General features: G+C 36.9%; 22 protein-coding genes, 1 tRNA gene and 2 pseudogenes. 9 read left to right on the forward strand and 16 right to left on the reverse strand.

Features of this window, described 5'->3' with window-relative positions; translation table 11 throughout:
• Positions 1-108 precede the first annotated feature (108 nt).
• Positions 109-1,302: pseudogene (locus NSA57_RS12210) on the forward strand (DUF6179 domain-containing protein); the annotation flags it as partial.
• A 12-nt stretch (positions 1,303-1,314) separates the two neighbouring features.
• The gene (locus NSA57_RS12215) at positions 1,315-1,506 is read left to right on the forward strand and encodes a cysteine-rich KTR domain-containing protein (protein WP_217312502.1); all 192 of its coding nucleotides are present in this window, start codon (positions 1,315-1,317) and stop codon (positions 1,504-1,506) included.
• Between the two features lie 66 nt (positions 1,507-1,572).
• Here the strand turns inward: NSA57_RS12215 and NSA57_RS12220 are convergent, their stop codons facing one another.
• Positions 1,573-1,929 carry a helix-turn-helix domain-containing protein gene (locus NSA57_RS12220; protein ID WP_257464978.1) on the reverse strand — a complete coding sequence of 119 codons (357 nt, stop codon included), beginning with the start codon at positions 1,927-1,929 and terminating at the stop codon, positions 1,573-1,575.
• 571 nt (positions 1,930-2,500) lie between these two features.
• Here NSA57_RS12220 and NSA57_RS12225 point away from each other — a divergent pair.
• From NSA57_RS12225 to NSA57_RS12240, 4 genes are all read left to right on the forward strand, one after another.
• Positions 2,501-2,917, forward strand: coding sequence for a sigma-70 family RNA polymerase sigma factor (locus NSA57_RS12225; protein ID WP_217312504.1), 417 nt, complete (start codon positions 2,501-2,503; stop codon positions 2,915-2,917).
• Positions 2,918-2,919: 2 nt separating this feature from the next.
• Entirely contained in the window at positions 2,920-3,156 is a 237-nt protein-coding gene (locus tag NSA57_RS12230) for a helix-turn-helix domain-containing protein (protein WP_118263946.1), read from the forward strand.
• A gap of 463 nt (positions 3,157-3,619) precedes the next feature.
• Positions 3,620-3,820, forward strand: a complete 201-nt coding sequence (locus tag NSA57_RS12235) for a helix-turn-helix domain-containing protein (protein ID WP_226910357.1) — start codon at positions 3,620-3,622, stop codon at positions 3,818-3,820.
• Positions 3,821-3,837: 17 nt separating this feature from the next.
• The gene (locus tag NSA57_RS12240; RefSeq protein ID WP_257464979.1) at positions 3,838-5,283 is read left to right on the forward strand and encodes a site-specific integrase; all 1,446 of its coding nucleotides are present in this window, start codon (positions 3,838-3,840) and stop codon (positions 5,281-5,283) included.
• A 209-nt stretch (positions 5,284-5,492) separates the two neighbouring features.
• Here NSA57_RS12240 and NSA57_RS12245 read toward each other — a convergent pair.
• The 9 genes and pseudogenes from NSA57_RS12245 to NSA57_RS19805 all read right to left on the reverse strand — a co-directional run bounded on the left by NSA57_RS12245 (position 5,493) and on the right by NSA57_RS19805 (position 15,814).
• A tRNA-Arg gene (locus NSA57_RS12245) sits at positions 5,493-5,569 on the reverse strand.
• A gap of 327 nt (positions 5,570-5,896) precedes the next feature.
• Positions 5,897-6,766 (reverse strand): DUF3881 family protein, encoded by an 870-nt coding sequence (locus NSA57_RS12250; RefSeq protein ID WP_147598867.1) that lies wholly within the window; start codon positions 6,764-6,766, stop codon positions 5,897-5,899.
• Between the two features lie 21 nt (positions 6,767-6,787).
• Positions 6,788-8,083: a serine--tRNA ligase gene (gene serS, locus NSA57_RS12255; protein WP_022066552.1), complete on the reverse strand. Its 1,296-nt coding sequence runs from the start codon at positions 8,081-8,083 to the stop codon at positions 6,788-6,790.
• A 25-nt stretch (positions 8,084-8,108) separates the two neighbouring features.
• Complete coding sequence (locus NSA57_RS12260) at positions 8,109-8,648, reverse strand: DUF4446 family protein (RefSeq protein ID WP_022066553.1); 540 nt, start codon at positions 8,646-8,648, stop codon at positions 8,109-8,111.
• 17 nt (positions 8,649-8,665) lie between these two features.
• Positions 8,666-9,604 carry a ParB/RepB/Spo0J family partition protein gene (locus tag NSA57_RS12265; RefSeq protein WP_022066554.1) on the reverse strand — a complete coding sequence of 313 codons (939 nt, stop codon included), beginning with the start codon at positions 9,602-9,604 and terminating at the stop codon, positions 8,666-8,668.
• A complete protein-coding gene (locus tag NSA57_RS12270; protein WP_257464980.1) occupies positions 9,604-10,371 on the reverse strand; it encodes a ParA family protein in 768 nt (255 codons plus the stop codon). The genes NSA57_RS12265 and NSA57_RS12270 overlap by 1 nt, the downstream gene beginning before the upstream one ends.
• A gap of 3,178 nt (positions 10,372-13,549) precedes the next feature.
• The gene (locus NSA57_RS12275; RefSeq protein ID WP_138271630.1) at positions 13,550-13,792 is read right to left on the reverse strand and encodes a helix-turn-helix domain-containing protein; all 243 of its coding nucleotides are present in this window, start codon (positions 13,790-13,792) and stop codon (positions 13,550-13,552) included.
• 29 nt (positions 13,793-13,821) lie between these two features.
• The gene (locus NSA57_RS12280) at positions 13,822-14,484 is read right to left on the reverse strand and encodes a GOLPH3/VPS74 family protein (RefSeq protein WP_257464981.1); all 663 of its coding nucleotides are present in this window, start codon (positions 14,482-14,484) and stop codon (positions 13,822-13,824) included.
• A gap of 1,012 nt (positions 14,485-15,496) precedes the next feature.
• Positions 15,497-15,814 (reverse strand): annotated as a pseudogene (locus NSA57_RS19805) (winged helix-turn-helix transcriptional regulator).
• 126 nt (positions 15,815-15,940) lie between these two features.
• Here NSA57_RS19805 and NSA57_RS12290 point away from each other — a divergent pair.
• Positions 15,941-16,399: a nitroreductase family protein gene (locus NSA57_RS12290; RefSeq protein WP_257464982.1), complete on the forward strand. Its 459-nt coding sequence runs from the start codon at positions 15,941-15,943 to the stop codon at positions 16,397-16,399.
• A gap of 423 nt (positions 16,400-16,822) precedes the next feature.
• Here the strand turns inward: NSA57_RS12290 and NSA57_RS12295 are convergent, their stop codons facing one another.
• The 4 genes from NSA57_RS12295 to NSA57_RS12310 are packed head-to-tail and all read right to left on the reverse strand — an operon-like array spanning position 16,823 to position 19,803.
• Positions 16,823-17,947 carry a hypothetical protein gene (locus tag NSA57_RS12295; RefSeq protein WP_257464983.1) on the reverse strand — a complete coding sequence of 375 codons (1,125 nt, stop codon included), beginning with the start codon at positions 17,945-17,947 and terminating at the stop codon, positions 16,823-16,825.
• On the reverse strand, positions 17,940-18,647 hold the full coding sequence (locus NSA57_RS12300) for an ABC transporter ATP-binding protein (RefSeq protein WP_306814104.1): 708 nt from the start codon (positions 18,645-18,647) through the stop codon (positions 17,940-17,942). The genes NSA57_RS12295 and NSA57_RS12300 overlap by 8 nt, the downstream gene beginning before the upstream one ends.
• A complete protein-coding gene (locus NSA57_RS12305) occupies positions 18,635-19,348 on the reverse strand; it encodes a hypothetical protein (RefSeq protein ID WP_257464984.1) in 714 nt (237 codons plus the stop codon). Before NSA57_RS12305 ends, NSA57_RS12300 begins: the two co-directional genes overlap by 13 nt.
• A gap of 2 nt (positions 19,349-19,350) precedes the next feature.
• Positions 19,351-19,803 carry an RNA polymerase sigma factor gene (locus NSA57_RS12310; RefSeq protein ID WP_173752912.1) on the reverse strand — a complete coding sequence of 151 codons (453 nt, stop codon included), beginning with the start codon at positions 19,801-19,803 and terminating at the stop codon, positions 19,351-19,353.
• Positions 19,804-19,999: 196 nt separating this feature from the next.
• Here NSA57_RS12310 and NSA57_RS12315 point away from each other — a divergent pair, with 196 nt between their 5' ends.
• Positions 20,000-21,025: a threonine aldolase family protein gene (locus NSA57_RS12315; RefSeq protein ID WP_257464985.1), complete on the forward strand. Its 1,026-nt coding sequence runs from the start codon at positions 20,000-20,002 to the stop codon at positions 21,023-21,025.
• Positions 21,026-21,091: 66 nt separating this feature from the next.
• Positions 21,092-22,045, forward strand: coding sequence for an alpha/beta fold hydrolase (locus tag NSA57_RS12320; protein WP_147598873.1), 954 nt, complete (start codon positions 21,092-21,094; stop codon positions 22,043-22,045).
• Positions 22,046-22,176: 131 nt separating this feature from the next.
• On the opposite strand, the gene NSA57_RS12325 is transcribed toward NSA57_RS12320, so the two are convergent.
• Both NSA57_RS12325 and NSA57_RS12330 read right to left on the reverse strand, forming a co-directional pair.
• Entirely contained in the window at positions 22,177-23,817 is a 1,641-nt protein-coding gene (locus NSA57_RS12325; protein ID WP_257464986.1) for a DUF4340 domain-containing protein, read from the reverse strand.
• Positions 23,817-25,328, reverse strand: a complete 1,512-nt coding sequence (locus tag NSA57_RS12330) for a GldG family protein (RefSeq protein WP_257464987.1) — start codon at positions 25,326-25,328, stop codon at positions 23,817-23,819. Before NSA57_RS12330 ends, NSA57_RS12325 begins: the two co-directional genes overlap by 1 nt.
• Positions 25,329-25,335: the final 7 nt, after the last annotated feature.

Genomic DNA, 25,335 nt, shown 5'->3' on the forward strand with positions numbered 1-25,335 from the left:
GATATGTTTTTCTCATAGCGATCATCCTTTCTTTGATAACACTATTTTACCATACATCATCTCAAAAATATATAGCATAAATTTAATTTATTCTATACTAGTACCTCACTAGATAAAAACGACTTTATTCGGATTTGGGATACCATAAATTATATGTTTATTCATGGATTTAATGAAGATAATCAATCTTACTATTGCTTGAAAACTAAAAATATAAGAGATTATTTTAACAGTGGTTTAGAATGTGTAAAAAAAGATATTTTATTAATTCAAGAAATTTTAGAACAATTAAAGAACCAAAAGCTACCAATCAATAATGAAAGATATTCCAGTATCCTCTATGAACAGATACCTGATTTTTTGCAATCATTAAAGAAGTATTATGCCATATTCAATTATTGTTATATTGCAGGAGATTTAGATTATCCTTTGTATGATGGGCTGCCGCTATATCACGATATGTATAATCTTAAAGGAAGTGACTTAGCGTTATATTATTTAAAATGCTTTTCCATTGAAAATGCTTTTTGTTTTAAATTTTACAAAGAATTGCCTGAATTGGTTCAACAGTTTGAAGATTTAAAAGGTATTCCTATTTATTATTTGGGAATCAATATTTTTGAATTAGTGCTCTATCAAGATATATGTCATATTCTTTTGTACAATAGTTCGGGCATACTTCTTGAAGAAACGGATATTGGCAGAATAAAGAACAGATTAGAAAATTCAGTAGATATGTCAAAAGATATAGAATATGCTTTGAAACTTATCTGTTCCTCATTACCAGATGAAATGAGTAAGTATATTTGGAGATTTAAAAATGAAATAAAGAAAAAATTTGAATCATTTATAAATGATGATTTTGAATTACTAATTTATCGAAAAGCATATAAAACTTCAAATGTTATTCTACTTAATTCTATTCAAAGTAATCAACACTTTTTGAAAATATTAACACACATTCAATCGCTAACGGACATAGAAGAAAAAATCATATATCTTCAAAATATTAAAATAAACATATATGATTTATTTGACTTACTGGAAAATGATATTTTTGTTGGAAACGAGTATAATTTATACTTTTCAACACTTACACCTAATGATATAGCAATAATAATAAAAGCTCTAATTCCAGACTTGGGAGTATTTAATCAAAAATGTTCTTTAGATGATGAATTATACAGTGAATTAGATTGTGGTGTTGAATGGAAGAAAAAATTAATAGATTTTTTAAAAAAATACAGTATTTTACAAAAAAAAGAAGTCGAATATGCACTTAATAATATAAAAATCATATAAGGAGAGAATGAAATGAAATCTAAATGCAAATGGATTTTATGTCCTGTATGTGGTAATAAGACAAGACTACAGATAAGAAATGATACAGAGTTAAAAAATTTTCCATTGTATTGTCCAAAATGCCGACAGGAAAGTCTAATTGATGTAAATAAATTTAAAATTAGAGTAATAACAGAGCCAGACGCTAAGACGCAGAGCCGATAACACCGAGAATGAAAAAAGATTCTTGGGTTATCGGCTTATTTTATTTGAAAACTAAAAAGCGGAGGATTACTCGGCCTCCACTTCTTTAGATTTTATGATTCCGTCAGCAACGCTTTCCATGATAATTAAATCTTTATCGGATAAGCTATCAAGCTGTTTTTCCAACTGTCGTCTTCTGGTGCTTTTCACCAGATCAGACGCAGGCAGGAAAAATTCATCAACGGAAACTTCCAGTAATGAAACAAGGTCATAGAATACCTGTAAACTTGGGTGCTGCCCTTTGTTCTCGATATTTGTTAGGTAACGAGGGTCAATCTCAATCATTGCTCCCACCTGTTCACGGGTCAACCCTTTTTTCATACGAGCTTTTTTGATAGCAAGACCAAAAGCTCTAAAATCGTATTTATCTTCTTTTTTACGCATATGTAATCACCTCACCACATTTTACTGTTCCTATTGATTTTCTGACAGGTACAGTAAAACGTATCGTTTGGTTTATCAGTTCCTATTATGCGTATCAAAGTCAAAAAGTGCTACCTAGCGGCAAATAAAAAAAACCGCTATCGGCAGTACCACTTTTGCGTGCAAATATTTCATTTCTATTTGGATAGCGGTTAAAAGCCGCTTTTTTCTTTTTCTCAGCATAAAACAATATATTAGTTTTGATTCAGCGGCTCTAGGAGGTAGCCGCATTGAAAATACTATGTAGACGATATTCTTCGATTTATCCGTTACTGTCAAAAAAATCTTAGCTTATACAACGGTACAGTCTACTTTTGAATGTGTTTTTTTACATCATATAACAGGAATAATTCTTAAAGCACAAGAACAGCATTTCCATCATGCTCTTGTGCTTTTTTGTTGTTTAAAAATATTTTTCAAATTCTTTTCTGAAAGTGCAACAAATAGCTGCTGCGTGGGTAGCTACTGTGCGGAAAGGGGGATAGAGGGAAAACAACCCTCACTCACTCTCACGCAGAAAGGAGGTGAAAATATGAAGTCATCTTCTTTCGAGCAGGCTATTCAAGCACAGTTTGATTGCCTTACGAAAAAAGTCATTAAGAGAGCAGCAATGAAGTATAAGCGCAGCATTTCAAGACGTTTGCAGCATGAAATTCCTTTCTCTGATGTATCAGATTTGGAATTGAATAAAGCTGGCGTTTACGATAATTATTCCTGCGATTATACCGTGTTCAATGTTCTTGGCATGGAAGTACAAGTATCTGACGACCAGTTAAGCAAAGCTCTTAAATGTTTACCAGAGAGAAAGCGCAATATTATTTTGTTGTCATACTTTATGGATATGTCTGACACAGAAATCGGAGAGCTTATGAACGTGGTTCGCTCCACTGTTTACCGTCACAGGACAAGCACTCTGGAAGAAATACGAAAAATGATGGAGGAGGAATAAGTGTGGAGAACAACACAAAACGTATACCGTTTGCTGTGATTGTGGCGGCTACCAATGGTGATGAAACCGCAATACAGGAAATTTTAAATTTCTATGACGGTTACATATCAAAGTTGAGCCTACGCAAGTTGTACGATGAGTACGGTAATGTCTATATGGTAGTCGATTCTGAACTAAAAGGCAGAATACAGGCTGCGGTTATGGATATGATTGCAAACTTTGAGATTATTGTAGTTTAACAATTCTGACGGGCAGAGCTTTTCTCTCTTTCCCTCTGCTTGTCATTCTATGAAAGTCTATTATCGTATAGTAGATTTTCATAGACTGGCAAACACAGTCGAGTGGTCTTTGAAAACTGAATAAACAATCAGATACGTTTGATATGCAGCGAGCCGACGGATATTGTACGCCATGACCTTTCAAAACAAAGTGAGCGATTCATGCAATGATCCGTAAGCGACTTTTGGAATGGTCGCCATGCCATGACCTGTATATCTGTATAATGATACACCCGTATGACACGGTTCGCCCATCAGAATGGGAATGGTAAAAATCCAGTGAGCTTTTCCAGAGCTATTTGATTGTTAGAAAAAAGATATTTATAGCAGCAAAATGTACGTTCGCTTTTTATAAAGTTATGCTATAATAATTTTCATTAAGCGAGTGGATTTTGTTGCTGTCACAAAGAAAGGAGTCTTTTTAGTGACAAGTGATACACAAAATGCACACCCTCTAAAAAAGGAAAAAAAGACTTATACAGTGGAGGAAATTGCTGAACAACTGAGTGTTAGCAAGAAAGCAGCTTATTCATTGGTAAAAAGTGGTCAGTTTCATTATGTTCGTGTTGGTAAAGTCATACGAGTATCAAAAGTTTCTTTCGATAAATGGTTAAATCAAATTTGACTATTAAGGAGAGAATTATGGCTACAATCAAACAAAGAAAATCAACTTTTTCCGTTATTTACTGGTACTTAGACAATACGGGTAAGAGAAAACAAAAATGGGACACGCTGGAAACAAGAAAAGAGGCAAAGCAGCGAAAAGCTTTTGTAGAATACTATCAAGAAAAATATGGTTATGTATTAGTTCCTTTAGAGGAACAATTTGCACGCCAAATTGAAGATTCAAAAAAAGAGCTGGAAGTTGTTGACGAAGAAATTACATTGCGTGATTTCCTAAAAATTTTCGTCAATCTCTACGGTACATCTAAGTGGTCGCCTAGCACATTCAGCAGTAAGGTAAGCAGTATTGAGAATTATATCAATCCGATTATTGGCGATTGGAAACTCAATGAGATTACAACAAAAAGCTTATCAAAATACTACAATGATTTGTTGAGCGTACCAGAAGTACCTCGTTCAAACAGAAAAGCAACTGGTCGCTGTGTACAGCCTGCGAACATCAAAAAGATACATGATATTATCCGCTGCGCCTTGAATCAAGCTATCCGTTGGGAGTACATAGACACAAGCAAGAGAAATCCTGCGTCATTGGCGACTTTACCAAAAGTTCCAAAAGTCAGACGTAAAGTGTGGAGTATACAGACATTCCGTCAAGCGGTACAGGCTGCGGAAGATGATTTACTTTCCATCTGTATGCACTTAGCTTTTTCCTGTTCAATGCGTATTGGTGAAATTACGGGTCTTACATGGGAAGATGTGATTATTGATGAAGAATCCATTGCTACGGATAATGCAAGGGTAATCATCAACAAGGAGCTTTCAAGAGTAAATGCTGCGGCTATGCAAAAATTGAAAGAAAAAGACATTATTAAAATCTTTCCTACACAGAAACCTCATTGTACGACAAGGCTTGTTTTGAAAACACCAAAAACAGAAACAAGTAACAGAACTGTCTGGCTGCCTAGAACTGTTGCACAGCTATTGGTACAGTACAAAAAAGACCAGCAGGAATTGAAAGAATTTCTCGGTAGTGCATATAACGATTATAACCTTGTCATTGCTTTAGAAAACGGAAATCCCGTAGAAAGCCGCATTGTCAGAGATAGGTTTCAAAAGCTCTGTGAAGAAAATGACTTTGAAATTGTGGTATTCCACAGCTTACGTCATTTGAGTACAGGCTACAAACTGAAAATGACAAACGGTGATGTAAAATCCGTACAGGGTGATACAGGACATGCTGAAGCAGAAATGGTTACAGATGTTTATTCCAAAATCATTGACGAGGACAGACGTTTCAACGCACAGAAAATGGACAAAGAATTTTATTCCACTCTCGACGAAGATACCAGTAACCAACAGCAAGATACTGGCATTTCAGACAGCGATATGGAACTGCTTAAACTGCTTAAATCCCTTTCGCCAGAGATGAAAGAACAGCTTTTAAAGCAAACACTCAATAAGTAATTTTTCAAAAGTGTTAGCAAATTTTCAAAAATCCAGCATTTTTTCATCAAAAATAAAAAAGTGTTAGCAAACCTACTTCCTTAAAAAGTCTTTATAAAGTATCGAATTGAAGTCATAAAGAAAAATAGCTCCCCTTTTCAGCTAGGATAGAAACGCCAAAATTAAAAAAGCTGAAAACCTAGAAAAATCAAGGCTTTCAGCGTTGTTTGTGGCGTCCCAGACAGGAGTCGAACCTGCGGCGTTCCGCTTAGGAGGCGGACCCTCTATCCTGCTGAGGTACTGGGACATTTTCAAAAATCTATTCAAATTTATCTGGTTATCATATCAAAAGGCGATTGCTCCAACTAGCCCTTAGGAGGCGCTTGTTATATCCATTTAACTAAGGAAACAAATATCTGTTTTGGGCTTAAAATCAAGATTTTTCGATGATTTCTGCTTTCGCAGTCAGTGTCTGAATTATCCATCAGTCTAAGCCTTTTCTTTTTCAGTATACCAGATGGTATCTATGTACCATCTGGTATACTGTATTGTCTAATTGAAATTGTACTATATCCTGATTAAAATTACAAGAGTATAATTAATTTTTCAGGAATTTAGAAATATTGTTACTGTTCTAAAAATGTACCTGTCCCTGAAGCCAGATATTGGCTCTCAGCCTTCTTCCTATAGTTGGCTCGCCTAAAAGGTCTTCTCTGTTAATACAGACATCAAACTGCATATTATTGCATTCGACAGTCATCTGTACAATTTCTTCTCCTGTCAAAATATTTTTGAATGTATGAACATCCAGAATTTCTCCCAGAATACTGTACTGATCGCACTGAATTCCATATGGCATAAAATAGGATTCTACTATGGAAAAAAGATCCTCTGTTGCAATTCTCTGAGAAATCATGGAGTATGTATCCATATCCTCCATTGTAAGACTTTCCATTGCTTCTTCGTCTCCATCTCTGGCAGCTGCAATCAGATTGCTTCTGTTTTTCATAACCTCTTTTTCCACTTTTACTGCTTCTTTATCTTTCATTGCAGGAAGTAAAACCCGTCCTTCTTCTGCAAGTCCAGTCAAAGTCACCGGCTGTGCACCCAGATTCTCTTTTCCCTTTTCCTGTAGATATTCTGCAGCATTCTGAAGATAAAAAATCAAAGTAATTCCTATTCTCAGGTCATCACAGGCTCCTGCAAATGACTCTCTGTCCAGATGTCTTTCCACAGTTACCTGCTCCTGGGTGGTAATTCCGGTTCCTCTGAAAAACGGGAAATAGTAATCCACATGAAAACGATTATATTCGTCATACTGACCACACACTGTAATACCGCAGTCACATCCATAATTCTTTGAAAACTCTGTAAAAATGCCATCCGGATGATCTTCAACAGCTATTTTTTCATCATAGTTCCTTACAGTATCTCCGATAATTTCTTTTATCTCTTCCCTGCTTCTGACTTTGGAAAAACCAACCGCCCTCAGATAACTGTGCACAAAAACACCTCCATACCCGTTTTATGCACGGGTCTTTTTCTCAATCTTTTTCATACCGCCCATGTATGGCTGAAGTGCTTCCGGAATGTTTACAGAACCATCTGCATTCAGATTGTTTTCAAGGAAAGCAATCAGCATTCTCGGCGGTGCTACTACTGTATTATTTAATGTATGAGCAAGATATTTCTTTCCATCCTCACCATTGACACGGATCTTCAGACGACGAGCCTGAGCATCGCCAAGGTTGGAGCAACTTCCTACCTCAAAGTATTTCTTCTGTCTTGGAGACCATGCCTCTACGTCTATGGATTTCACTTTCAGATCAGCCAGATCGCCGGAGCAGCATTCCAGTGTACGAACCGGAATATCCAGAGAACGGAACAGATCAACTGTATTCTGCCATAATTTTTCAAACCACATTTTGCTGTCTTCTGGCTTGCATACAACAATCATTTCCTGCTTCTCAAACTGGTGAATGCGATAAACGCCTCTTTCCTCAAGACCATGAGCTCCTTTTTCTTTACGGAAGCATGGGGAATAGCTGGTAAGAGTTTTTGGAAGCTCCTGCTCCGGAATGATCTGGTCAATAAATTTACCGATCATAGAATGCTCACTTGTTCCAATAAGGTAAAGATCTTCACCCTCAATTTTATACATCATAGCATCCATTTCCGCAAAGCTCATTACACCTGTTACCACGTTGCTGCGGATCATAAAAGGCGGTACACAGTAGGTAAATCCTCTGTTGATCATAAAATCACGGGCATAGGAAATTACTGCGGAGTGAAGTCTGGCAATATCTCCCATCAGATAATAAAATCCGTTTCCTGCAACTCTTCTGGCACTGTCCAGATCAATTCCATCAAAGTTTTCCATGATTTCTGTGTGATACGGGATCTCAAAATCAGGAACAACCGGCTCTCCGAATTTTTCAACCTCAACGTTTTCACTGTCATCTTTTCCAATAGGTACTGTAGGATCAATGATATTCGGAATTACCATCATATCCTTCAGAAGCTCTTCTTCTACTTCTTTTTCTCTTGCAGAAAGTTCATCAATACGTGCTCCGGAAGCAGCCACCTGCTTTTTAATTTCCTCTGCCTCTTCGCGTTTTCCCTGTCCCATCAGAGCGCCAATCTGTTTGGAAATTTTATTTCTCTCAGCTCTTAACGCCTCAACCTCCTGCTTAATGGCTCTGTTTTCTTTGTCCAGCTCCAGAACCTTGTCTACCAGTTCCAGCTTGCTGTCCTGGAATTTATTCCTTATATTCTGTTTTACGATCTCCGGATTTTCTCTTACAAACTTGATATCTAACATGATTTTCCTCCTCAAAATTTAACTTTTAATTTAATTTGTCAGTTTCATCCTCTTCCAGTTCTCCCAGTCCAAAATTGACAGCTTTTCTTAATGCCTCAACTTCTTCCTGGCTGAGCATTACATAAGATTCACCTTTTACAATTTCCTTCAGATAAAGGAAACAGTTATCGCGACTGTGAACCGCATTTAAGATCAGACCTGTATTTTCTTTATCAAGAAGAGCAAGCGCAAAGCTGAGTTTGCCGCCTACGTCATCAAAAGCATCGTATTTTTCTACTCCATACTTGCTGAAGATCACTCTGAAATTTTTGACAATCGACTTTATTGTCTGCTCATGATTTTCCTTTGCCTCATAGAGCCGGTCAATCTGTGCAAATTTTCTCATAAATGTCTTTTCCAGTGACTGTGCATCGCTGCCCTTCATAAACATCTTATATTTTCTCTCCAGCCTGCTCAGTCTCAAACTATAGCTTATCATACTTCCAATCAAAATAATTACAATAATCAAAAGTATGATAATAATAATTCCGGGATCAATTCCTATATTTTCAAAAATAGCACTCATATGATCTGATCCCCCTTTTATCCAATAGACTCAAACAGATCAATGATCCGTTCCAGGTCTTCTCTGGAGTAATACTCGATTTCTATTTTGCCTTTATTATTCTTCTTTCTGTGAATAAATACTCTTGTACCTGTGATTCCTTTCATTTTTTCTTCCAGACTTTCGTAAACAGCATCCTCTGCTGAGTTTGAAACTGTCTCTTTCTGACGTGAAGGTTTCAAAATCTTCCGCACAAGAGCTTCTGTCTCACGAACACTCAGTTTATGATCAAATACTTTTAAAGCGATCATTTCTTGTGTTTCAAAGTCAGAAATCCCCAGAATTGCACGGGCATGTCCGGCAGATATCATTTCATCCACAACCATTTCCTGAACCCGCGGTGAAAGTTTCAAAAGACGAAGAGAATTTGTTACTGCTGTCCGGCTCTTTGAAACCCGTTCCGCAATCTCATCCTGTTTTAAATGAAATTCTTCAATTAAACGCTTATATGCCTGAGCCTCTTCTACCGGATTCAAATCTTCTCTCTGTATATTTTCAATCAGAGAAATTTCAACAATCTCCTGATCTGAAAACTCTTTTATTACAACAGGAACTTCTTTTAATCCAGCCATTTTTGCAGCTCTCCAACGTCTTTCACCAGCTATGATCTCAAAATAGCTCTTCTTATCAGATACAAGAAGCGGCTGCAAAATTCCATATTGTTTTATTGATTCAGATAACTCCAATAATGCATCCTCATCAAACTTTTTACGTGGCTGTTCACGATTTGGCTCCACTTTTGAGATTTTTACAATTACTGGACCGCCTGCTGTTTTTTCTTCTTTCTTTTCAGAGGTTTTCACAGGATGAACTGCTGTTTTTTCTTTTGTATCCTTTGCTCCTGATTTTGAAGGAACAGACTTTTCCGGAAAAAGCGCATCAAGACCTCTTCCAAGCCCGGATTTTTTTACTGCCATCATTCACCCTCCCTGTTTATTACTTCTTCTGCTAACAAACGATAGCTTTCTGCTCCTGCGGAGCGTGAGTCATAAATAGTGATTGGCTGTCCATAACTGGGGGCTTCCGCAAGTCTTACATTCCTGGGAATAATTGTCTTATAAATATTCTGCTGAAGATTATCCTTAACATTTTCCACTACCTGCAAAGATAAGTTTGTTCTGGCATCATACATAGTAAACACAACGCCTTCCATAACAAGACGTTTGTTTAATCTTTCTTTTACCAGATCAATTGTATGTATCAGCTGAGATAAACCCTCCAAAGCATAATATTCACACTGTATTGGCACAAGAACCGATGTAGCTGCTGTTAAAGCGTTAATGGTCAGCATATTTAAAGATGGCGGACAATCCATAATAATATAGTCATATTTTCTGCGTATTTTGTCCGTTATTCTTTTTAAAATATACTCTTTATCATCTACGCCAATCAGTTCTATTTCCGCACCTGACAAATTCACATTGGATGGAATTAAATCCAAATTTTCCACTACGTTTTTAACAATTGTACTTTTTGCATCTGCCTGTCCCAGCAAAAGCTCATACAGCGTGTTCTCCACTGCATTTTTATCAACTCCCAGGCCACTGGTTGTATTTCCCTGCGGATCAATATCTATTGCTAAAACTTTTTTCCCTTTTTCCGCAAGGCAGGCTGACAGATTGATGGCTGTTGTTGATTTGCCAACCCCACCTTTTTGGTTAGCTACCGCTATTATTCTTCCCAATTTTCTTCCTCCTTTTGAGGGATTATAGAGATGTTTTCATTATAGCACTTTTATATGTATTGTTCCACTCTATGTTTCACGTGAAACATTAAATTTTAGGAAACTCTCTAAATTAATTATTGTTAATATTCAACAATTTTATACACTTTAAGAAAATATTTTTTATCATTGCTTAATCATAATTTATTCAGAATACCATAACTGAACAGATACCAATTTTTTCACAATAGAGTCTGCAATATACGGGCATAAAAATCGTTAATCTCAGCATGTAAGTCTCACATGGACAGAACAAATCAGCAAAAAAGCTTGTGCTCTTTTCAAATTTGCTCTTTTACAGCAGAATACCTAAAGCAGATAGATTTGTACTTTTCTGGCACAGTTTATAATTCAATATTTCCTACTCACCTATAAATAAACAAATATCCGTTTGTAAATAAAGAGCTCCGTAATATACAGCAAAAAAGATTCATTAAAGCTTATATGTTGTTAAAGAAAAATGAAAAACAAATTTTGTATAATAAAATCTGTGATATGAGAACACAATGAAATGTCAACCTCTATATATACGTCTCATAAAGACAAACAACGAAGATTTGTGTACATTTTCAAATGTTTGCATTTACAGCTATAAATATGAAATCTAAAAAAGTGACATAAAGGACGTAAAATTTTCGCTGATTAATCTTTGTATGTCATATATAAATTTAATAATTCTTTTATATATGCCGCAATGCATATTATAACTTTCACTTTTAAAAATCTGATACTTACACATTTATAAATTTTACTGCTTCATAACTATAAAATCTTTGATGACATTTTACTCATAGAAATTTATATTCTCTAACTATAAATCAGTAAATATAGAATTTTGCACAATAGAATCGAATCTATCATATACAAGCATAAAAGAAATATCAAGCTCTATATGCGCATCTTATAAAGACAAATTTTTGAGGATTTTGCGCACTTTTTCAAATTTGCTCATCAATAGTTCTCTAATGTAATTTACGATCAATCCCTATTCTGGTAGCTGTCCCTAAATAAGAATAGAATCCCACAAAACATCAATGACACCACTTAGTTTTTAAAGTAGGCATAATATACAAACCGATGAAAATATTTATCAAGAATAATATAATTTATATATCAAGGCAATAAAATAAAGCCTTTATATGTTTTCCCCGTAGGTGCCCATTTATTTACAAAGTTTCACGTGAAACATTATTAATTTAATTGAACTTTATAAAAGCAATAGAAAGCTTATAATTTTTATACTGATAATGCCTCATCTAAATGCATTACACAAGTATGTTTCACGTGAAACATACTCATTCTTCAAATGTAAAAACAGCTGATCTCTGTTGATTTATTTACAATTTTTATAAGTGTTCTGTTTGTAGGCGCTAAATCAACAAGTAATAAATTTTATATCTTTAAATAAGCAAATCTGAAAAAGTACGCAAAATTCTTATTGCCTTATCTTTGTGGGATGTACATATAGCATCTAAAGCTTCTTTGTGTCCTTATATTGCAGGTACTATTATATAAAATTCTGTATTTGTTCATTTATCGTTTTATATAATAAAATCTAAAGTATGCCACTAATATTCTTCAGGTTTTATAGATATATTACATAAAATAAATACGACATAATTTTGAACTTATCAGTATCCATGTAATAAGTAAATTAAAAATCATACAAGCCTCTCTTGGGTGTATCTCTGTGTAGTGTTATATAAAAATTGTTTGTGTCCACATATTATAATCCCCATTATATAAGGTTTAGTGTTTACTTGCTTATAAATTATTGTGTTATCTTATATGTGCCATTCCCCATATACGCACATTAGAGAAAAATGTTTCACGTGAAACATCTTTCTTTTTCAAATGTAAAAGTCCTCCCCTTCTCATGACCTTTACATTTTTTGATAAGTGTTTGTTTAATGAACAGATATCAGATTTCGTATAGTAGAATCAAAATCTAAAGTATACCACCAAAATTTTCCAATTTTTATGGATATATTTCATAGAAGCAAAGCATAATTTTGAATTTATGATCATCTATAAACGAGTAAAATAAAAATCGTACAAACTTTCCCCGGAGTTATGGAGTTATCTCTGTGCAATTTTATATGTACAGAAGAGAGTTTGTTTACGTCTTCATATTATAAACTCCATTGTATAAAATTCATTATTTACTTATTTATAGATTATTGTGCTATCTTATATCTGATATTTCCCCATATAAGCATGTCAGAGAAAAATGTTTCACGTGAAACATCTTCTTTTTTCAAATACAAAAGTCCTCCCTTTCTCATAACCATTTACAGTTTTGATAAATATTTGCTTATACGCTGTAAATGAACAAGTATCAGATTTCGTATAGTACAATCAAAATCTAAAGTATACCACCAAAATTTTTCAATTTTTATGGATATATTTCATAGAAGCAAAGCATAATTTTGAATTTATGATCATCTATAAACGAGTAAAATAAAAATCGTACAAACTTTCCCTGAGGTTATCTCTGTATGATTTTATATGTACAGAAAAAGTTTGTTTATATCTTCATATTATAAACGCTATTGTATAAAATTTATTATTTACTTATTTATAGATTGTTTCGCTATCTTATATCTGACATTTCCCCATATACGCACATCAGAGAAAAATGTTTCACGTGAAACATCCTTTTTTTTCAAATGCAAAACAACTCCCTCCGCCGACTCATTTAAAATTCTTGATAAGCGTTCTGTTTATAAGGTGTAAATAAGCAAGTACCCGATTTTACTATGTAAAATCCAAAATATATCACCAAAGTATTTCAAGCTCTATAGATATAACTATTACACATTATATGTGTTATCATCATTCCCCCTTCTAAACAGTGAAAAAAGAATGTTTCACGTGAAACATTCTTTTATAGACATACTATTTTAAATCAAATATTTATTCCCTCTTATATAATTACATTTATTTCATTTCAATGTTAAAACACAGATATTCTTTAGCTCCTCTCTGAATTCTATTATTTACTGGCAGCATAAAATATCAACAACTCATGTTTTCTTGAAATCTATGTAGCCAGTAAATACAAAGTTTTCAACTCAAAAGAATTTTTGTTATATCTGTGCTCTATAATGATATATTATTTATACAATACCTTTATTTTTTAATTATTTTTCAGAATTTCTTTTATTTCAGGAATTGTTTTTCCCTGTTCTCTTAACGATTTGATATAATAAATACGTTCCAGGCTTTCTTCTCTCCTATATCTCCTTGTAAGATTGTGTTCTGCCTGCTCAAAGGAAATCATTCCCTCTTCTGTATAAAATTTAAGCGTACTGTATCTCATATCTGTAAGTCTGACCAGCTCGCCAATCGTGACATACTCCGATTGCTGAATAACCTCCATGCTTCTCTGTCTTGACACATCTATTCTCCTTAATTTGTATTCATAACAGTCAGGACAGTCATTATAGCAATAAGATTTTCAATATAATCAATCATTTCTTTTATCAGTAGTCCGGAATCAGAATTTACAATTTCTTTCAGCTTATGCCTTATTTCCTTCTGTTCAAAAGATGAAAAGTATTCTTTCATGATTTTGCTTCTCTCCAGAAGGGCAACCAGGCAGGCTATGTCCTCTGTTATTTCTCCATCCTCCAGAAGTTCTGATCTGATCAAATCTACTACATAATGAACAGCCTGTTTTGTAGGAACATAATTTTTTCGTTTACTAATTATACCAGATTCTGTAATGCTTACAAGTCCCATCTCTTCTAAAGAGGTACCTACTGCGCCAATAAGCTCCCTTAATTTCCTGTCTGAAAATGAATAATTATATTCTTCTATAATTTTTTCTATTTTTACAGGTTTGGGCTGATTTATAAAATTATATAAAGGTTTCAGATACATTTTTTTAGCCGGAAGCTCACCGGTTACTCTTACCTTCTTTTTCTCCAGCACAATACAATTTTCCATTTTCAGTTCTAAAAGACCGGAGGCAACCACACACACCAGTTTTTCCACATTGAATCCTGAAATCTTTCCTTTTCCATGCATTGCACAAATTAAATATTCCTGAGTAATTGACAAATCTCTCATTTCTTTTTCCTCCTTAAACCTCTTCAACTCTCAAAGTCTGTTCCTTTTACTTTGTTTCTCATACCTTACCTGGCGCTTTCAATCTCTGTAATTTTCAAAGATGATGTGAATCTATTTTTCCTGAATTTATTATAGATTTCTTTACACTTCTACTTTCAAAAGCACTTTCAGCATTTTAAAAACAAGATTTTTTTTCATCTCTGCTTTCAGAGTTTTAAATACTGTCTTTTATGCCATATGTTTATAGAAGTGATTACTATCTACTTATCACTTGCTACTTACGATTTAAAAATACACCCATTTTATAACTCTGTCAATATTTTTATTAAAATTTTATTTTCTATTACTATAAAGAGCAAATGCAGAGTTTTGCATAATAGAATCCATACAATATGGATGCAAAGAAAAAAGAAAATTAAAACTCTATATATACACCGCACAAAAATAACGAGAATTTTGTGCGCTTTTTCACATTTTCTCATTATATAGTCCTATTGAATAAAAAAGAAACTTCCCATACAAAACGAATAAGAAAGTCTCTCATATTTGCACATACAGATTTTACTTTTTCATTTCAGAATTTTCTATCACGTTGCTTTTGATAGCAATATTTTAACAAGCTATAAATGAACTAATGCCAAATTTTACACAGTAAAATCTGCAATATACTGCCACAAAAGAAACATTAATCTCGACATGTAAGCTTCACAAAGATAAACCAGCGAAAAATTTATGCTCTTTTTCGTATTTTATCATTTAAAAGAAGAAAAATATATTTATAACTATAAATGAGCAAATTTGAAAAAGTTTACAAAATCATCACGAAGTTGTCTTTATAAAATGCACATATAGAGCTTAATATTTCTTTTATGTCCGTATACTGCGGATTTTATTGTGTAAGATTCGATATTTACTCATTTATAGTTTATAAGATTACAAAAAGCCCCAAATTAAAGTATCACTAAAAACGCCGTGATAAACAGCTCACAGCATGAGATCTGATTATCACGGCTTACAATTCATTTTGAAGTAAATAGTTTTCACCCCAGTTACACAGTTCATCAAGAATTGGAGTTAAAGTTCTTCCAAATTCAGTTAAAGAATATTCTGTTTTTGGCGGAACCACCGGGTAAACCTTACGGTTAATCAATCCATCTTTTTCCAGCTCACGAAGCTGTTGCGCCAGCATTTTTGGAATACGCTTATGAATCTCACTGTACCATAATGTTTAATTCATTAAGTGCCATAAAATGACAGCCTTATATTTTCCGCCGATTAATTGAATGGTTGCTTCAACGGGGCAATTAAAACCACAGCAATTACTTTCCATAATGTTCTCTTACTTTCTTTTCAGGTAGTATATTACAAAATAGTGCGTTCTTGTCTAATAAAGTATTACAGATATAATTATAGTACAGGTTGACCTGATTCACAAGAACAAAGGAGATTAAAAAGCATGAATGTATTAGATATTGCAAAAAAGAGATATTCCGTCAGAGCCTACAAAAATAAGCCTGTAGAAAAAGAAAAGCTGGATAAAATACTTGCCTGTGCTCATGTTGCACCAACTGCGGCAAACCTGCAGCCCGTTAAATTATTGGTTGTACAGGACAAAGAACGGTTGAAAAGTATTGCAAAAGCCGGAAACATATATAATGCCCCATTAGCGATTATTGTTTGTGCAGATCATTCAAAAGCGTGGAAACGACCTTTTGATAACAAACAGACAACAGATATTGACGCAGCTATTTTGACAGATCACATGATGCTCCAGGCGACAGAGCTGGGATTAGGTGCGGTCTGGGTATGCTTTTTTAAGCCGGATATAATCAAACAGGAATTTTCATTACCAGATCACCTAGATCCCGTTAATATATTAGCTATTGGCTATGGAAATGATGCACCGGCAGAATAGAAACATTCATCAATCAATGCATTTCACGATATAAAGCCAGGATGCTGATTTTCTGCACTTTTGGGAAGTTACTCCTGGCTTTCATAAATAACAAGAGCCAGATCTGAGCAGGGTCTGACTCTTGATATATCATTTGTTTTTATAGTAAACTATAGATGAGCAAATACAGAACTTTGCACAATAGAATCTGTAATATGCAAACGCAAAGAAATCATAAATTCTATATGCGGCTCTCACAAAGACAAAGTAACCATAATTTTGTATACTTTTTCAAATTTACTTATTCATAGTTATTAAATAAGCTTTTACAGAAAAACACCTTATCTTCTGTGTATCATTAAAGCAACCTCGACTGAATATGAATATAAAAGCCCAACAAACACTCCTATACTGCAAACAATGATGCCAGATGCCATACTCTTTTTACTTTACCGCCTGATATCTTCTATATCCTCTGTAGCCTCCCACCGCCAGCAGCGCTGCAAGAGCCACATATATAATTGGCAGAAGCTGCATCTGGGTAAAATATTTTCCAAACAGGGGTATCAGGCGGCAGTCCAGAAGGTTCCAAATTGCCAGGGCATTGGACGGAATACAGAGCCACAACTGGCTTGCCATACGAAATTGATCCGGAATATTCACTGCCATGGATAGCAAAAGGATTCCAACCATTACAGCCATAGTGCCTGTACTGCTTTTCAATTTTTCTGCACAGAACATGGCAAATGCCGATTCCAGAACTGCTGCTGTCAGCAGTATGAGAAGCTGTATGCCCAGTACCTGTCCGATGATAAGAGAATGGGAGCACGCAGGATATATCATTTGTATCTGTGTATTCAGTCCATGGAATCCATAAAGGATCAAAACAGGGATCGCACAGGCCAGAACAAGGCATATGGTCCCCCCAAGAGAAAGCGTTACTCCGGCTGTGATTTTTGCTGCATACAGGGTTTTCTTTCCATATTTGCAGCAAAAATTAATATGATTTACTTTTCGAAAATGTTCTTCTGCAAATATCGCCGGTACTGCAACAGCTACAAAAATAATCTGCATGACCGCCATTGTATAAAACGCTGCAATGAGTTTTCTCTCTCCGGCTGTATCTTCATAGGTAAAAGGAACTTTTATTCTGCTTTCCTGATTTTCCCAGTATTCCCTTTCTCCTTCCCACAGCTTATATTCCTCCATATCACGGTTCAGCATCTTCTTGCGTTCCCCATATACATTATCTTCTGTTATATTTTTTGTCTGTATCTGGTCTGAGGGTAATAAACAGGACAAAAAATACTTCAGACCATGCGGATATTCTTTATCCTTATATTCTTCAAACAAAGCGTCATCCACAGGTTTTCCTGCAATTTCCAATTCTTTCTGTCTGTTTTCATGAATATACTGAATGATATTCTGTCCGTCTGAATTAAGTCCAATATCACTGATACATATTACAAATGCGGAAAGCAATATCATAATTCCAAGGGTGATCCAGATGATCTTGCGGCGAAAAAGCTTCAGATACTCGTACCCTAAGATTCTTTTAAAATCACTCACAGCCTTTCACCTCCCCAAATTTTTCAAGATAAAGCTTTTCCAGATCACTTCCTGTTTCCTGTCTGGTCCCTTCAAAAATAAGCTGCCCCTCTTTCATCATCAGAATTTTATCTGCAATCTGTTCCACATCCGACACAATATGGGTGGAAAGAAGAACAATATTGTTTTCTCCCTGTCTGGCAATCATTTCACGGAACCGTACTCTCTCTTTTGGGTCAAGCCCGGCTGTAGGCTCATCCAGGACCAAAATTCTGGGCCGGTTAATAAGAGCCTGTGCGATTCCCAGTCTGCGTATCATGCCCCCTGAATATGTTTTGATCTTCTTTTTTTCCATACCTTTCAGTCCGGTCAGTTCAATCATTTCCAGGCAGCGTTTTTTTGCTGTGCTCTTTGGTATTCCTTTCAGGGCTGCCAGATACATTAAAAAATCCATGCCTGTAAACTCCGGATAATATCCAAAGTCCTGCGGAAGATATCCCAGGATTTCCCTGTATTCTTCCTCTCCTGCTTCTTTTCCATCCAGCGTAATGGTCCCTCTGTCCGGTGTTAAAATACCGCAGATTATTCGCATTAAAGTGGTTTTTCCGGCTCCGTTGGCTCCCAGAAGCCCGTACACACCGGGAGTCAGATTCAAAGAAATATTGTCTACTGCAATTTTATTTCTGAACTGTTTCGATACTCTGTTAATCAAAAGCTCCATGCCCATTCCTCCGACTGAAGTAATATCATTTTCCATTCCCTGAAGGTCAGCATTGCCAGTATGACAAGACTGAGCACCCATCCCAGGGGTTTCATAAGGGAATAAATATTTATTTTGCTGTAAGTTACCACCAGAACAGCTCCGCAGATCAATACAGAAACTGCGCTGCAGTAATATATGCTTTCCTTTCCCCGAACTTTTCTGACTATTGTAAGATTGCAGTAACAGGATAAAAGATATGGAAACAGAATAACCAGGGCGGCAGAAAGAAATTCATATGTTCCGTTCCACATCAGTAATGGAAAAAGAGCTGCAAGAACAATCATATTTCCCAGTCCAAGAATCATAAATTTTGCCATTAAAACAGCTTTCAGGGAAAATCTTGATACCATTTCCAGTTCTTCCATCCCATATCGTACAGATCTACTGCCTTCTGCCACAAAGGACAAAGCCAGAACAGGAAGCATAGCTGCCAGAATACCTGTATACATTCTGTTTTTGTCAAATGCGGCGCAGATTCCACCTGTTAATACCGCTACTGAAATAAGCCAGTTCCATTTGCCTATATATCCTGTCTGGCTTCGCAGAAACTCCATATTACTCATTCTGCTTTCCGGCATCCTCTGCAAAAACTCCTGTTTTCGTACCGGATCCGGCGGCTGATACAGCATTTGAAGCTCTTTTTTCAGTTTCTGTTTCAATCTTATCCCTCCATTTCCTTTTTCAGCTTTTTCAGACATTCTCTATCCTTTCTGTACAGAGCAAATCTGGAAATCCCCAGTATCTCTGCTGTTTTTCCAACGGAAAGCTCGTTTACATACCGCAGAAAGACAAGCTCCTGCTCCTGAGCGTCCAGACTTTTTATGGCTTTTCTCAGATCCATATGTACTGCCATCCTCTCCTGAATATTTTCCATACAGCCGGAAAGTTCTTCTGAAAGCGCTTCATTCTTTTGTTTTCTTATCTGATCAATACAGAGGTTTCTTGCAATCCTGTACAGATAACTGATTTCTTTTCCCATATCTTTATAAGTTTTATTTTCCAGAAAACGGAGAAAGGTTTCCTGCGTAATATCTTCTGCTGTCTGCTGATGTCTTAATTTCATATAGCAGTACCGGTATATTTTGTCATATTGTTCATCCAGATCTGTATGCATCAGAAATCCTCCTCTCATAATGTTTAACGGATCAGCGTCTGGAAATGTGCGGAAATTTTTTATAAAAATTATAGAAATGCCTGTATTGTACCACTTTTCAATTCGTGATAAACTGTTTCGTAGCAAACAGGAAATCTTATTTCAGACTGCCTGCGGCAATCTGATTTTAACACACAAAGGAAAGTGAGGCTTATCTATGTTATACTTTGAAAACGATTACTCCGAAGGCGCTCATCCCAAAATTCTTCAGAGGCTTATGGATACAAATATGGAACATTTATCCGGCTATGGCTCTGACCGCTACACAGATCTTGCCAAAAATAAAATCCGGGATCTCTGTAAATGCCCGGAAGCCGAAGTTTATTTTCTGGTGGGAGGAACTCAGACAAACCAGACTGTAATCGACTCTGTGCTTAAAAGCTATGAGGGCGTGATTGCTGCTGAGACAGGCCATGTAAGTGTTCACGAAGCCGGCGCCATTGAATTTACAGGCCACAAGGTTCTCACCCTGCCCCAGCATGACGGAAAGCTCTGCGCCCGGGAACTGAAAGACTATATGGAGACTTTTCTGGGAGATGACAGCCATGAGCACATGGTTTTTCCGGGAATGGTATATATTTCTCATCCTACTGAATACGGAACTCTTTACACAAAGGATGAACTGAAAGAACTTTCTCAGGTATGCCGCCGGTTTAAGCTTCCTCTCTATATGGATGGCGCCCGTCTCATTACCGGTCTCGCCTGCCCTGAAAATGAACTGTCGCTTCCTGATATTGCTGATCTGTGCGATATTTTTTACATCGGCGGTACCAAAGCCGGCGCTCTGTGCGGAGAAGCTGTTGTTTTTACAAAAAATAATACTCCTGCACATTTTCTTACTCAGATCAAGCAGCACGGCGCTCTTCTTGCAAAGGGAAGGCTCTGCGGCATACAGTTTGATGCTCTTTTTTCAGATGATCTTTATAAGGAAAACGGCAGAAATGCCATTGAAACAGCAGCTCTTCTGAGGGAAGGACTTCGTCAAAAAGGATATACCTTTTATAACAATTCTCCCACCAATCAGCTTTTTCTGGTTATGGAAAACAGCAGACTGGAAGAGCTGAAAAATGATGTTGTATACAGTTTCTGGGAAAAGGCTGACGATACACATACCGTCATTCGATTTGCCACAAGCTGGGCAACTTCCAGAGAGGATGTAGAAAAGCTTCTTTCTCTTTTATAGCATTGTAAAACGCATTGTTTTGGCGTATAATAATTGCAGTCAGATCACGTGAAAAGGAGGTCTCATATGAAGAAAAACAAGAACCGTCTAACCACATTTGTAGTGCTGTTCTCCTCCGCAACAGCCATCATCCACATTGCAAACAAGATCATTGCCGCATCTGCATCTCTGAAGGAAATGCTTGATTCCAACAGACGTAACTATTATAAATGGCGTTTTGGAGAAATTTTTTATACAAAAAAAGGAAGCGGAAGTCCTGTTCTCCTTATCCATGATATGCTTCCCGGAGCCTGCGGCTATGAATGGAACAGAATCGAAGAAGAGCTTGCCATGGAACATACGGTATACACCATTGACCTTCTGGGATGCGGACGCTCTGAAAAGCCGGGAGTGACCTATACAAATTTCGTCTATGTACAGGTAATCTGCGACTTTATCAGAAATGTGATCGGAGAAAAAACAGATGTGATCACAAGCGGTTTTTCCGGCTCCTTTGCCGTTATGGCCTGCCGCAATGAAAAAAATCTTTTCAACAGACTGATTCTTGTGAATCCGCCTGCCCCCGGCAACCTGACACAAATGCCGTCCAGAAAAGACCGTCTGCTGAAATATTTCCTGGAAATCCCTGTATTTGGAACTCTTGTTTATCACATTATTGTTTCCAGAGTAAATACTTCGGACTTTTTTATTGAAAACATGGTTTTTGATCCCTTCCATATGGATCAGAATCTTCTTGATGCTTATTATGAAGCTGCTCACAGAGGCGGATGTCAGGCAAAGGCAGCCTATGCCAGCAAAGCTTCCCGCTTTATGAACATTAATATCCTGCCTGCATTAAAGTCCATTGACAACAGTATTTTTATTATTGAAGGAGAAGCTGAAAATAACGGAGCTGCTGTTGTAGACAGCTATCGAAGCATCAATCCTTCTGTGGAATCTGTTACGATTCCTCATACCAGGCATCTTCCCCATATGGAAGATCCGGAAAAATTCCTGGAACAGATCGGGATTTTCCTGTAACATACTGACAACTGAATTGTATATGATCCTGCAGCTGTTTTTCCACACAGCTGTCTGTACAGAGAATGCCCCCGGAAATTAATTTCCGGGGGCATTCCGCATTCTGTAATCATAACCAGTAATTTTACGGGTCAGGATGCTTCTTGGCTTTCTTCAGAAGAATCTGTATTCAGCATTTCCTGATATGCGTCTGTAAGATCACGTATATCCATTTTGTTTACAAGATAAACCTTATCACCTGTCACTGCTGCATAAAAGCTGGAATCGTACTCATAATAGCTTACGGTTGTTTTCTGTCCCTCTGTATCAGTGAAAACAAAGGTAAAAGCAGCAGCTTCATCCGGCGTATACTCCTCTGTCAGGCGTTCCTGACCTGCCATATTAATCAGTTTGTTATAGAAAGTAGTAAATACTGTTTCCTCAATTTCCTTTCCATCAAGAACATAGGAAATTTTTTCCGCTTCTGCAGTCCCGGTCTTTTCATCAGAAGTATTTTCCGCTGCATCTTCATTTTCTTTATCTGTATCTGCAGCAGCTTCCCCGGTGTCACCGGAACCCTCTTCTTTCTCGGATCCGGCGCTTTCTTCCGTACTGTCTTCTGTATTTTTTGCGGTTTCTCTTGTAACCTGTACGGTATGAGCTCCGTCCTCAGACTGAACTTCAAGACTGTCCAGATTATTGACAGTCAGATAATTTACTGTCAGACTGTAAAAATCTGAAATATTCTTGTCTACAATATCTGTCAGAGAAGTCTCTGGTATTGTATACACCTGTTTACTGTCATTGACTTTCACATAACGGTTTCCGTCAATCTCATCTCCCACATAAATCACAAGCTGCTTTTCCACCTGGGGCTTTTCTTCAGCTTCCCCAGAGTCTTCCGCCTCTGATGCTGTCTCTGTCTTATCTTCACTCTCAGATGCCCCTGTAGCGTCCGTATCTGCCTCTGCATCCTCTTCCGCAAGATAAGTTGCGGTAATTATTGCATACGGGTCATCAAAGCCGTATTTGGCCTGATCTGTGCAGTTATAGTCTACAAAGTCCCCGTAGGTGAGAGAACCTATGGCAGAGGTTACTGTTCCCGCCTTGGAGGTATCTGCCTGCTCAGAGGTTTTTCCGTCAGAAACATACCAGTACAGGCTGTCATCGTCCTGAGAAAGCTGATAACCGTTTTCTTTTTCCACTTTTACATCTTTAATGGTTGCTGAGGTTACTGCCGGGAAGCTTTCCGCCTGCGCAAACTCATAGGAAGTTCCCATAAACGGTTCCAGAGATACAGCGGAAACAAGATAAATATCTTTGTCATCCTCTGATTTTTTCATATAATACTGACCGGAAGCTTCATTTTTCATTCCTACCTGAAGAATGATGCGATTTCCATCCTCTTCCGTGAGAGTAATCTGATTCTGAGGTTTATCCAGATCATATTCGCTGAGATCCCCGGGATTTTCAAGCTTCTGGTCTGCTGACAGCGCTGTCAGTGCATTTACCGCGCCGTCAAGAGTATCCTGACTTACCGGAAAATCCGGCTCGTCTTTTTTTACCCACTTGTCTCCATCCTTCTCAAAAACCTCTTCTGCTCCCTCTGTGCCGTTAAAAGAGACAGAAGTAATTTTTTCCGAATCCATTTCTACGACGCTGACACTGGTATCTGCTGCCTCAGCTTCTTTTTCTTCCTGGGAATCCACATAGGAAGTAACTCCTATGTAGGTTCCTGAAAGAACAGCCAGTACAGCAACTCCGGAAATCAGTTTTACTGTCTTGCTCTTCATTATGCTTTTCTCCTTTTCAGCCATACACAGAATCCAATTACAAGGAATACTCCCGGAATCAGGCCCATTGTACAGATTTTCCAGAAGCTTACGTCATAAGCAGTAGGTGTGAGAGCGGTTACCTGCAGACTCTTGGATGGAATAGAAACTGTCTCTGCCTCATCAGAGCTGCACATCCAGTTCAGAGATTCCATGATCAGCTGTTCATTTCCTCCTGCTACTGCCGCATTGATCTGGCTGTCCATCAGGTTTGCCGTAGAATAATAAATAATCTGCGTCTGTTTATCGTCTTTAAGAGTTTCTGTAATACTTACTCCCAAATCAAAGGGACCTGCAATATCTTCTTCTGTTTTTTCCAGGGTTTCACTGTTTAGATCCACCTTGGAATATGCGCTGTCAGAGGTTGTCAGAATGCTGTCAATTGTCACAGTATCTCTTACACTGTCCAGTTTACGGATACCCTGTGCATATGGCGCAAGAACAAAATATCCTTCTGATGCAAAACCGGATACAGGCTCTGCACTTTTCACTTCAGGAACAATATAATACGGCATCTGCATTGCATAGTGCTGTGCGTCTCCTTCAATAACAATTCCGTCAGCCCGCTCTACGCCGTAGTTTTCCAGAACAGCGTCAAAGTTTTCCATGGACTCTTCTGTGTAATCAGAGAAGATCATTGCTTTTCCGCCGTTTTCCAGATATTCAAGAATTGCATTTTTCTCATCCTCAGAAATATCTGTTGCCGGTGAATTGATCATCAGGCAGGCAGTATCTTCCGGCACGCTTTCTTCTGTAAGAAGATTCAGGGAGCGGATTTCAATATTTGCCTTTTCAATATCCTCCCGGATGGAAGCGTCCAGATCTTTTTCTCCATGTCCGTCCAGTGTATAAAGAACCGGCAGGTTTTCTGAGGTCACGTAGGAAATGGCGCTGGTGATCTGGCCTTCTCCGTCAAATCCTGTGGTAGTATAGCTGTAAGTATTATAATCCACAGAAGATTCGTAAATCTCGCCATAATCCACAACCTTGCTTCTTTCTCCACATTCAACGATCAGGCTGTTTGAGGAAACCTCTGCGTCTGTATACTCTGAAGTAAACTTGGGATTGACAACAGGATCTTTCTTTTCTACCTTAATATGATCAGATGCTTCCTCATATTTTTTCAGAAGCTTGCTTACCGTTTCATCCTCAGCTCCGCTCTGAGCGATCTGATAAATAGTTACGTCCTTATCCAGTTTTTTAAGAAAATCTTCCGTCTGTTTTCCAATGCTGAAAAGCTTCTGATCACTGACATCTATCTCGGAATATTTTGTCGGCAGAGCATTCACGATCATATTGAGCACTATAAAGATCACTATAAAGATCACACTGATCAGCATACTGTAGGAACCGTTTTTGATGTATTTTCCGTTAAAACTGGATTTTATTTTTTCTTTAAAGGATTTTTTCTCTGAGATTCCTTTATTTTTCTTTTCCGGCTGCTTCTTTTTCGGTTTTTCTTTTAATTTCACTCTTCCC

The sequence above is a fragment of the Blautia caecimuris genome, from assembly GCF_024622975.1.
Classification (GTDB): domain Bacteria; phylum Bacillota; class Clostridia; order Lachnospirales; family Lachnospiraceae; genus Blautia_A; species Blautia_A caecimuris.